This window comes from Streptomyces sp. NPDC046876, assembly GCF_040645035.1.
GTDB lineage: Bacteria > Actinomycetota > Actinomycetes > Streptomycetales > Streptomycetaceae > Streptomyces.
Genome location: NZ_JBEYXK010000077.1, coordinates 24,017 through 33,498 on the forward strand (window position 1 = coordinate 24,017; position 9,482 = coordinate 33,498).

The following is a 9,482-nucleotide window of genomic DNA, read 5'->3' on the forward strand; positions in this document are numbered from 1 at the left end:
GCCTTGCAGCCGTGCCTGCCGCTTCGTGCGGGTCTCCACCATCTCCTCGATCTGGTCGGGATGCGTCCATGAATCGGAACTGACGCCGAGAGCACGGATGTAATCGGGAGCCTGGAGCAGGCCCGGGATGAGGGAGAGCTGCCATGTGCGGATGCGCGTGGCGACATCCTCCATCGCCACGTACTCGGCCAGGTTTCCCACCGTGGGGAAGTGACGCCACCAACCCTTGGCCTTGCGCCGCTCGCGGTCCAGCTTGGCCAGATCGAGGAGTCCCTGCACCACCGCCGGGTCGGTGACACCGTAGAGCTTGCACAGGGCCACGATGTCCGGATCCCGGAACGGGACCCAGCCGCGCTCCATCTTGGCGATCTTCGCCGCCGTGGCGCTGAGCACCTGCGCCGCCTGCGGCTGCGTGAGGCCGGCCGCATCGCGGAGGCGAAGCAGTTCGCCACCCAGTCTGCGCGCCAGCACCGTGGAAACCCGGTTGCCCAACGACGTTTGCGCTGCCGCCACTTGCATCACCTCCGTGTACGGGGAGCAGTCTTCCCGCCGCCGCTCCCTCGGCACAACTACTCCCTGGGGATAGATATCCCCGAGAAAGCTTGCGCACCGCACACGAGACTCCTACGGTCGGTGACGAACTGCTCACTGACCAGGACCAGTTGGCGGAAGTGCACCGTGCTGCGCGCACGGCGGAGCCACCGCCCGACCGGAGGTGTGGACGGATGGACGAGCCGATGCGGCGGGACGTACGGAACTACCCGCCGAGGCAGGATTCGGTGCCGGCGGCGCGGAGGCGATCGGCGTGGCTCGCGGTGGCGTGGGGGCAGCCCGGGGCGGCGGCCGACCTCGCGCTGCTGACCAGCGAGCTCACCACCAACGCCCTCCTGCACGGCGCGCTGCGCGAGCGGTACCTGCGGGTCGAGGTCCGCCTCACCGGAGCAGTGCTCCGCGTAGAGGTCACCGATCCGAAGGGCGAGCGCTGGCCCGTACCCCGCAACCCGTCCCCCGAGGAGCGGTACGGCCGCGGCCTGCAGATCGTGAGCGCGGTCGCGCAGAGCTGGGGCGCCACCGACCGGGTCGTCGGCAAGACGGTATGGGCCGAACTGGCCGTCGGAGGCCACCGTTAGTCTTTCGCCACATGGGCAACTGGATCGCGCCGAGTGCGATAGAACGCGAGCTGTACGAGGCCAAGCAGGGCAACGACTGGCCCGCCTACTTCGACGCCCTCGCCCGCGCCTGGCTCTTCGTGCCTCAGGGCCGCGCGTACCAGGACGCGAACCCGACGTCCGTGTTCCTCCAGCCCGTCTGGTTCCCCCAGGCCCGCGCCCACGCTTACGTGGCCTACACCGAGGGCATACTGCCGGTCCCCACCGCGGACCAGGTGTTCTCGAAGCACAGCCTCAACTGGTTCGCCCACCGCATCGACCCGAGCGACCCCCCGTACCTGGCGATCAACCCCGGCACGCCCTGCGAGGCGTTCCTGCCGGCCACGCCCGCGGACCGCGAGGTGTGGAAGTTCCACTGGAACCGGGCCACCGAGTACGGCCTGCCGCAGGACACGGTGCACGCCCTGCACGTCGGCGGGCCCCTGCACGGGCCGGTCGCCTTCGGGCTGGCCTGCGGCGCGCACCTGTCCGTACGCAACGGGCTGTTCTGGAACGCCCTCGGCTACCACGGGGAGGGCTACCTCAAGGAGCGGGAGAAGCTCCGGGAGTGGTGGGGGGTGACCACGCGCGAGGAGTGGCTCGAGGCGACCGAGCGGCTGCTGGCGGCGGACATGGTCAGCTCCGTATGGGAGTTCACGCTCCGGGTCCGCGTCGCGCTGGCCAAGGAGTTCGCCGGGCCGGTGGACATCGAACACTGGCGGCACGCCACCGAGGCCACCCTGCGGGCCAACGCCGAACGCGCCGCCGAGCCGCGCATCACCCCGGACGGGGTGACGGTCGCCCGGCCGCGCTCGACCGCGGAGGTCGAGGGGGAGATCGCGGGCGTGCAGCGGGTCATCGGCCGCATCGCCCGCTACGAGCAGCGCTTCCGGGCCGACGGGATTCTCGGCGAGGGCAAGTACGTGCGGTCGGTGGAGGCATGGGACTACGGGCGGGCCTCCCAGATGGCCCGCTGGGGCCTCGGCGCCCGCTTCGGCACCATCGAGGAGACCGAGGACGCGGTCGTCCGGGCCGGCCGGATGTGCCGGCTGGCGTACCGCTCCTGGGAGGACCTTTCGGCGGGCTTCATCCTCGGCCGGTGCCTCCAGTTCGACGAGGAGGAGTACGGCCACTGGTACACGGACATGGTCACCGTCCACCGGGCCCTGATGTCCGACCCGGGCAGCCCCTGGCTCAACATTTCATGGGACTAGAGCGCGTGGGTTCGGGTTTCGGTGGCTCGCTGGAAACGTCGGCCTCGGCCTTGGCCGCCTCCAGTAGCTCCGTGAACGGCTTCTCCACGATGGAGCCGCGCACCCGTTCCAAGCCGTACCTCTTGATCGCGTCCTTGTTCGCGTCGGGCTTGCAGGGGTCAAAGGCGATCCGCTCACCGGGCGGCGCCACATCCACGTGCAGGTAGGGCCAGTCCTTGCGATGCGTGTACCACAGCGTCAGTCGTTGCGGGCCCCGCGTGACGTTGAGAATCTCATTGCTGTTCGAGATGCCGGTCTGGTATCGCAGATAATCGTCGGCCGGACCTCGGGGGTCGTTCTCCTTGTGCTCCTTTTTGAGCTTCGCCAGACTCCTTCCCGAGAACTCGTAGTCACCCCCGATGATCACCCTGTCCATCCGGATAACGTACAGCTCGGTCCGGACGTCGACCGCCTCGTACCGATTCCAATCCGTCCGCTTGATCTCGATAAGCTCGTCGTCCGAGAATTCCTCTCCGGGATTCAGCGGCCGCCCCGGCGGCCTGATAAATTCTGCATCCTGGATCAGGATATTGAGGGGCGAGTCCGCGCGACCGCCGTGGACCCAGTAGATACTGCCGAGGACGTAGACCGGAATCTGGCCAGCGTTCCTCACGGACAGGTGGACCGGCAAGTACATCTGCGTCTTCTTCTCGTCCACGGTCGGCTTCCCGAAGGAAGCGAGGCTCTGCACCACCGGAGATGTCGCATAGGGGACGTATATCTGGGTGTAGGTCACGTTGGTGATGGCGAGAAGAGCGGAGGCCACCGTCCCCACGACGATGCGTTTGGGATTCTTGATCGCCCGCCACGCCCGCTCGCGGATCATTATCCCCAGAGTCGCCAGGGAGAACAGGAGGAGGAGAATCCAGTACTTCAGGTAGTCGGTGTACGACCAGCCCCAGACCTGCACGAAGATCAGCACCGAACTGAGAGCGATGGAGATCGAGGCGCCGATCAGAACGGCCATCCCGGAGAATGGAACTTTACGCATGTGCCAATAATCGACAGCGGCCCCTGCAGCAACGATTTCCAGCAGCGCCACGACGAGAAGGGTGATGCCTGTGATGCGCCCCGCATACGTGAGAGCACCGAGCATGTCCTTCGCGCCGATCTTGATGAGCAGGTAGGCGGTCGCCCCGAGGGTGGCTGCCATCAAGGCGCTGGCGACACGCCTCGCCCCTGAGCAATCCGGCCAGTGGTGTTTGCCTCCGCCCTGCCACTCGATCTGGAGCTCAGTGGGTAGATTGGCATGGCGCAGAATTGCTTTCAGCTCCCCGTGGGACCGTGCCTTGCCGGCAGGATGGCCGTCGATGGTGACGCGCCGCCAGCCGAGGCGATCCGGCCGGCTCACCGTTACCTTCGCCATAACTCCAGTCTGCCGCTGCCCCGGAATACAACGCCACCCAATCGGAGTAGCGTCGTGACCAAGGGCCGCCGTTCTCAGAGGAGGTCATCCATGCGTAGACGACTTCTCGGGTTCGCCGCGGCCGTGGCCCTGGCCGCTCTGGGCATCACGTGCCCCGTCGCCGCACAGGCCGCTGTCACCCCTGCCGTCGACGCACGGACATGCACGGCCCATCACGGAAGCGTGGAGTACGACTCCGCGACAGGCCTGTGGACCTGCATAGGCGGCACGTACGACGGCGAACCCATCTCCTGAACCCCGGCGGCACAATGGCGCCGTGGAGCAGAAGTCGAACAACCGCATCATCGTCGCGCTCGACTGCGACAGCCGCGCGGCCGCCGATGACATCGTCGGGGGGCTGGGCGGTGATTGCCGTTTCTACAAAGTCGGCTTGGAGCTGCTGACCGCGGCCGGGCCGGGTGTCGTCGAGGGCCTCGTCGCCCAGGGCAAGGAGGTCTTCCTCGACCTCAAGCTCTTCGAGATCCCCCACTCGGTCGCCGGTGCGGTGCGGGCTGCGGGGGCGCTCGGCGTCTCCATGGTGACCGTCCACGCCATGGGCGGCGTCGGCATCATGTCCGCCGCGGTTGAGGCCGCCCGGGAGTTCCCGGACCTGCGCGTGCTGGCGTTGACCGTGGTCACCAGCATGACCGACGCGGACCTGGCCGCCATCGGCGTCGGCGGCGCGACGCAGGAGCAGGTGCTCCGGCTGGCGCGGCTGGCCGGCGAGGCCGGCTGCCACGGGGTCGTCGGCTCGCCGCAGGAGGCGTCGGCGCTGCGGGGCGTGTTGGGCGCCGAGGCCCTGATCGTCACTCCGGGAGTCGCGCTGCCCGGGACGTCGGCGGGTGAGCACGCCCGTGCCGGGACGCCGCGCGCCGCCGTCGCTGCCGGGGCCTCCCATGTCGTCGTGGGCCGGGGCGTCACGCGCGCCGCGGACCCGGCGGCCGCGTTCCGGCGCGTCCGGGCGGACCTCGGTCAGTAGGGCCGCGTTTCTGTACCGGCATCCCACGGCCAACTAGCCTCACGTGTATGACTCTTGAGCTGAACGACACCGTGCGCAAGCTCCTCGATGCGCCGCACCCGGCGGTGCTGTCCACCATCAACCCGGACGGCAGCCCGCAGAGTTCGGTGGTGTGGGTGTCGCGGGACGGCGGGGAGCTGCTCGTCTCCACCGAGCAGGGGCGGCGCAAGGCGCGGAACATAGCCGCCGATCCGCGCGTCGGGATCACCGTCTTCGACCTCGCGAACCCCTACCTCTACGCGGAGATCCGCGGCACCGCCACCGTCACCGAGGACACCGGGCGGGCCGTCGCCGTCCGGATCGCGGAGGAGTACCTCGGGCCGGGCGGCGGCAAGGAGTACGCGCAGGCCCCGGCGCAGGACGTCCGCGTCGTCGTCCGCATCACCCCGACCAAGGTCCTCGGCAACGCCGCCCAGGCCGGCTGAGGCCGTGCCGCGCCTGCGGTGACGCCGTTGCCGGTGGTCACCGCAGGCCCGCTAGCAGGACCTCGAGGCCCGCGTCGAACATCTCGGCGGGGTCGTCGTGCGGGCCGGCGCCGACGACGTGGGCCAGGGTCGGGTAGCGGCCCGCCTCGAACAGCCGCATCAGGTACGGGCCGGCGGCCGCCTGCCACTGGCGGTCCGTGAGCCCGCTCTCCCGTTCCGTGCGGAGCTCGACCACCTCGTGCCGGACCGCGCCGAGCACGTAGCCGTTCACCGCCTGAAGGGCCCGCATCAGGGCGCCGGGGTCCTCGCCGATGCCGGGGGCGCAGCGCAGGGCGGCGAGCGTCGCCTCCACGTGGGCGAGCGCCGCGGGCCCCACCTGCGGGCGCCCGCCGAGCAGGTCGGCGAACCACTCGTGCCGCAGGGCCGCCTCCCTGATGCCGTGCGCGAGGGACCGTACGCCCGCCTGCCAGTCGCCCCCGGCCCCCGGCAGGTCGAGCTCCCCGTACACCGCGTCGACCATCAGGTCGAGCAGCTCCTCCTTGGTGTCCACGTACCGGTAGAGCCGCATCGGGCCCGCGTCCAGGGCTGCCGCCACCTTGCGCAGCGACACCGCCTGCAGCCCGTCGGCGTCGGCCAGGGCGATCGCCGCCCGCACGATCCGGTCGCGGCTGAGGGGGCTCAGCGCCGACCGCGTCGACGGCTCGGGCCGTTCCCAGATGAGCGGCGTCACGGAAGTCGTCCTCCTGAAAACTGGGTTTACACAAGATCGATACAGTGTATCGTCTCGATACAGCGTATCGATATTGATCCCGGCTGAAAGGCCCACCCATGCCACGCATCGCCATCGTCGGAGCCGGCCCCGCCGGTCTGGTCCTTGCGCGCGTCCTGCACGTGCACGGCATCGAAGCCGTCGTGTACGAGCGCGATGCCTCCCCCGCCGCCCGCACCCAGGGCGGCATGCTCGACCTCACCCCGGACGGCGGCCAGCACGCCTTACGCGAGGCCGGACTGGAGACGGAGTTCCTGCGCATAGCCCGGCGCGAGGGCCAGGACCTCCGCCTGCTCGACCACACCGGGACGGTGCTGCTCCGGCAGGACACCGCCGACGACGCCCCGCTCGAGCGCCCCGAGGTCGACCGCGCCGACCTGCGCGCGGTGCTGCTGGACTCCCTGCCCGCGGGGACCGTCGCATGGGGCCGCGGCCTGCTGCGCGCCGAGCCGCTGGGCGGGGGCGGGGGCGGGCACCGGCTGCACCTCGCGGACGGCAGCACCGACACCTGCGAGCTGCTCGTGGGCGCGGACGGCGCGGGCTCCCGCGTCCGCCCCCTCGTCACCGACGCCCGGCCCGCGCCGCTGGGCACACAAGTGATCGAGCTCGGCATCCCCGACCTCACCCGCACCCGGCCCGACCTCGCCGCCCGCGTCGGCCGCGGCAACTACTGGGCCTACGGCCCCGACCGCTCCCTGTCCGCCCAGCTCAACGGCGACGGCCGACTGCGCATCTACCTCAGCTTCCACGGCCTGGACGAGGAATCGCTCACCACCCTCGGCATCCCCTTCGAGGACCCGGCCCGCGCCCGCACCCGGCTGCGGGAGCTGTACGCCGAGGCCGACTGGGCCCCTCGGCTCACCGAGCTGATCGACGCCTGCGACGACACCGTCTGGCACCGCTCCCTCAGCGCCCTGCCGGTCGGCCTCACCTGGGCGCCCGTACCCGGCGTCACCCTGCTCGGCGACGCCGCCCACCTGATGCCGCCCGCCGGGACCGGCGCCAACGAGGCCCTGCTCGACGGGGCCGAGCTCGGGCTCGCGATCGCCGCCGACCCGGGCGACCTCGACGCCGCCGTACGGCGCTACGAGACCGCCATGTTCCCGCGAGCCGAGGAGGCCGCCCGCTTCTCCGCCCGGATCCACGAGGTGCTCATGGCGCCCGATGCGGCGCAGCGGCTGGTGGAGATCCTGGGCGGGTAGGCGCACCGGGCCGGGCCGGGCCCCGGCGGCACCCTCCGTCAGTGGTCGAAGGCGAAGAAGGAGTCCACCGCGGTGTCGTGGATGCCGCGGGCCTCCTTCATCCGGCCCGTCGGGGCCGAGACCCACACGTCGTAGAGCCGCCCGTTCTGCTCCCAGGCGATGTCGTACGTGTGCCGGGGGCCCTCGCCGGCCGGGTCGAAGCCGTTCCAGGTGAACTCCCAGAAGCCCGCGGTCAGTCCCTTGCGGGTCGTCGGCGTGACCTTGTTGTCGCGGTACCCGGGGTTGTTCGCCGGGCCGCGGGCATCGGAGTCCCGCATCGAGCCCAGCGCCCCGCCGGGCGGGATCGTGCCGATCCGGATGCCGACGCGGACGGCGCCGTCCGGGGTGATGTAGAAGATCCGCTCGCCGTCCGTCGAACGCTGCGAACCCGCAGGGACGTTCAGCGTGAACCCGCGCACGTCGTCGACCTTCACGAAGCCGGCCGCTGCGCCGCCAGGCTGTACGGGGGCGGGGGAGGACGGCGGCGTCGAGGGGGGAGGGGCGGTGGGCGTCGGCGTGGGCGTGGGCGTCGGCGTCGGCGTCGGCGTGGGCGTCGGCGTGGAGGGGGCCGGCTGGCCGGGGACGGCCGGTGCGGAGCCGACCGCGCCGGACTGGCCGCCCGCGGAGCGCCCCTCGAGCAGGACCCCCGCCGTCACCGCACCGGCGCAGGCGGCCACGGCCCCGGCCACCACCAGCGCCACCCGGGCCCCCCGAAGCCGGGGCCGCGGCGGCCGGGGGTGCCCGCCCGTGACGACGACACCGGCGTCACCGCCGCCGGCGGCCGGCCTGTGGTCGGCGTACGCGGTCGGCGTGTAGCCGGGCGGCGTGGACCCGGGCGGCATGTACCCCGCCGCCGGGGCCGCGGCGCTCGTCTCCTGGTCCGCCACACCGCCGCCCGCCGCGCACGCGGCCAGCATCCGCCGCGCCTCCACGGCCCCCAGCCGCCGCTGCGGGTCCCGCTCCAGCAGCCCGGTCACCACCGGCAGCAGCGGCCCCAGCCGGGCCGACGGCCGGATCTCCTCGTACACGACGGCGTGCGCGACGGCCCCGAGCGAATCCCGGCGGAACGGCGACTCCCCCGTCACCGCCGCGCACAGCAGCGCCCCGAGCGACCACAGGTCGGACTCCGGGCCTCCGGCGCCGCCCTGGATCCGCTCGGGCGCGGAGTACTCGGGCGTGCCCGCGAAGACCCCGGTCTCGCTGATGGTCGGCGCCCCGGGCAGGCTCGCGATGCCGAAGTCGGTCAGCACCACCCGGCCCGTGCCGGCGTCCAGCAGCACGTTCGCCGGCTTCACGTCCCGGTGCAGCACCCTGCGGGCATGGGCCGCGGACAGTGCGTCGATCAGGGCGACGCCCACCCCGGCCGCCTCCTCGGGGGACATCGGCCCGCCGGGGCCGGACAGCCGGTCGGCGAGCGAGCCGCCGTCGACCAGCTCCATGACGATGACGAGCTGCCCCTCGTGCTCCACCACGTCGTGGACCACGATCACATGGGGGTGCCGGATCTTGGCCACGGCCCGGGCCTCGCGCAGTGCGCCCTCCGGGTCGACCCCGGCCTCCAGGGACAGGGCCTTGACCGCGACCGGGCGCCCGAGCAGCTCGTCGGTGGCCCGCCAGACCACGCCCATGCCGCCGCGGCCGAGGCGCTCGCCCAGGCGGTAGCGCCCGCCGATCACCGCCCCGTCGCCCTGCAAACCGCCCTGCAGCGACACCCGTTCCCCCGTCCGCCGACCACGGCCATGATGCCGCAACCGCCCGGCCGGCACACGGAAGATCCCGCGCAACTCCACCACACGGGGCCGGATTCCCGGGCCCACCCGTCGCCCTTTCCGCTCCCGCCTCCGCTTGCCGCTGCCGGCTGTCGGCTGTCGGCTGCCGGCTGCCGCTGCGCGGAGCCGTCCCCCACCCCGCCCCTTCCCGAAACCGGTGCTCCGCCCCGGACCCCGTACGCCTCAAACGCTGGCGGGGCTGGGATGGACCCGGCGGGGCTGAAAGACCCGGGCGCTCCGCACCCGGTGCGCTCAAACGCCGCGCGGGCTGAAATGTGCCGCTGCGCGGCAATTCCAGCCCGCCGGCACAATCCAGCGCCGCCGGCACCTCCACCCCCACCGCACTATCCAGCGCCGCCGGCACCCTCCAGCCTCGCCGGCGTTTGAGGCGCGGGGGTCCGGGGGCGGTCCACGCCCAGGCCGGCGTCGACGTCCACATGGTCGAGATGGGGAT

General features: G+C 72.0%; 10 protein-coding genes. 6 read left to right on the forward strand and 4 right to left on the reverse strand.

From position 1 onward, the window contains the following. The coding region (locus ABZ924_RS29105; protein WP_361916047.1) for a Scr1 family TA system antitoxin-like transcriptional regulator at window positions 1-513 on the reverse strand (513 nt) is incomplete at its 3' end. Between the two features lie 212 nt (window positions 514-725). Here ABZ924_RS29105 and ABZ924_RS29110 point away from each other — a divergent pair. Both ABZ924_RS29110 and ABZ924_RS29115 read left to right on the forward strand, forming a co-directional pair. Next, window positions 726-1,130: an ATP-binding protein gene (locus ABZ924_RS29110; RefSeq protein ID WP_361916050.1), complete on the forward strand. Its 405-nt coding sequence runs from the start codon at window positions 726-728 to the stop codon at window positions 1,128-1,130. Window positions 1,131-1,141: 11 nt separating this feature from the next. Beyond that, the gene (locus tag ABZ924_RS29115) at window positions 1,142-2,362 is read left to right on the forward strand and encodes a DUF1266 domain-containing protein (RefSeq protein WP_361916053.1); all 1,221 of its coding nucleotides are present in this window, start codon (window positions 1,142-1,144) and stop codon (window positions 2,360-2,362) included. Here the strand turns inward: ABZ924_RS29115 and ABZ924_RS29120 are convergent. Then, entirely contained in the window at window positions 2,343-3,767 is a 1,425-nt protein-coding gene (locus tag ABZ924_RS29120; protein ID WP_361916056.1) for a hypothetical protein, read from the reverse strand. The two genes, ABZ924_RS29115 and ABZ924_RS29120, sit on opposite strands and share 20 nt — an antisense overlap. A 90-nt stretch (window positions 3,768-3,857) precedes the next feature. On the opposite strand from ABZ924_RS29120, the gene ABZ924_RS29125 reads away from it, so the two are divergent. From ABZ924_RS29125 to ABZ924_RS29135, 3 genes are read left to right on the forward strand one after another with little or no spacing between them, the layout of a single operon-like run. Continuing rightward, a complete protein-coding gene (locus tag ABZ924_RS29125; protein ID WP_361916059.1) occupies window positions 3,858-4,061 on the forward strand; it encodes a hypothetical protein in 204 nt (67 codons plus the stop codon). A gap of 22 nt (window positions 4,062-4,083) precedes the next feature. Continuing rightward, the gene (gene pyrF / locus ABZ924_RS29130) at window positions 4,084-4,785 is read left to right on the forward strand and encodes an orotidine-5'-phosphate decarboxylase (protein ID WP_361916062.1); all 702 of its coding nucleotides are present in this window, start codon (window positions 4,084-4,086) and stop codon (window positions 4,783-4,785) included. A gap of 47 nt (window positions 4,786-4,832) precedes the next feature. Continuing rightward, window positions 4,833-5,249 carry a PPOX class F420-dependent oxidoreductase gene (locus ABZ924_RS29135; protein WP_361916065.1) on the forward strand — a complete coding sequence of 139 codons (417 nt, stop codon included), beginning with the start codon at window positions 4,833-4,835 and terminating at the stop codon, window positions 5,247-5,249. Window positions 5,250-5,286: 37 nt separating this feature from the next. On the opposite strand, the gene ABZ924_RS29140 is transcribed toward ABZ924_RS29135, so the two are convergent. Beyond that, window positions 5,287-5,979 (reverse strand): TetR/AcrR family transcriptional regulator, encoded by a 693-nt coding sequence (locus ABZ924_RS29140; protein ID WP_361916068.1) that lies wholly within the window; start codon window positions 5,977-5,979, stop codon window positions 5,287-5,289. A 98-nt stretch (window positions 5,980-6,077) separates the two neighbouring features. On the opposite strand from ABZ924_RS29140, the gene ABZ924_RS29145 reads away from it, so the two are divergent. Then, on the forward strand, window positions 6,078-7,220 hold the full coding sequence (locus ABZ924_RS29145) for an NAD(P)/FAD-dependent oxidoreductase (RefSeq protein ID WP_361916071.1): 1,143 nt from the start codon (window positions 6,078-6,080) through the stop codon (window positions 7,218-7,220). Window positions 7,221-7,258: 38 nt separating this feature from the next. On the opposite strand, the gene ABZ924_RS29150 is transcribed toward ABZ924_RS29145, so the two are convergent. After that, window positions 7,259-8,971, reverse strand: coding sequence for a serine/threonine-protein kinase (locus ABZ924_RS29150; RefSeq protein WP_361916075.1), 1,713 nt, complete (start codon window positions 8,969-8,971; stop codon window positions 7,259-7,261). Window positions 8,972-9,482 lie beyond the last annotated feature (511 nt).

Coding starts and splice junctions, on each gene's coding strand:
- ABZ924_RS29110 (WP_361916050.1), top strand. CDS start 726: ATGGACGAGCCGATGCGGCGGGACGTACGGAACTACCCGCCGAGGCAG.
- ABZ924_RS29115 (WP_361916053.1), top strand. CDS start 1,142: ATGGGCAACTGGATCGCGCCGAGTGCGATAGAACGCGAGCTGTACGAG.
- ABZ924_RS29120 (WP_361916056.1), bottom strand. CDS start 3,767: ATGGCGAAGGTAACGGTGAGCCGGCCGGATCGCCTCGGCTGGCGGCGC.
- ABZ924_RS29125 (WP_361916059.1), top strand. CDS start 3,858: ATGCGTAGACGACTTCTCGGGTTCGCCGCGGCCGTGGCCCTGGCCGCT.
- ABZ924_RS29135 (WP_361916065.1), top strand. CDS start 4,833: ATGACTCTTGAGCTGAACGACACCGTGCGCAAGCTCCTCGATGCGCCG.
- ABZ924_RS29145 (WP_361916071.1), top strand. CDS start 6,078: ATGCCACGCATCGCCATCGTCGGAGCCGGCCCCGCCGGTCTGGTCCTT.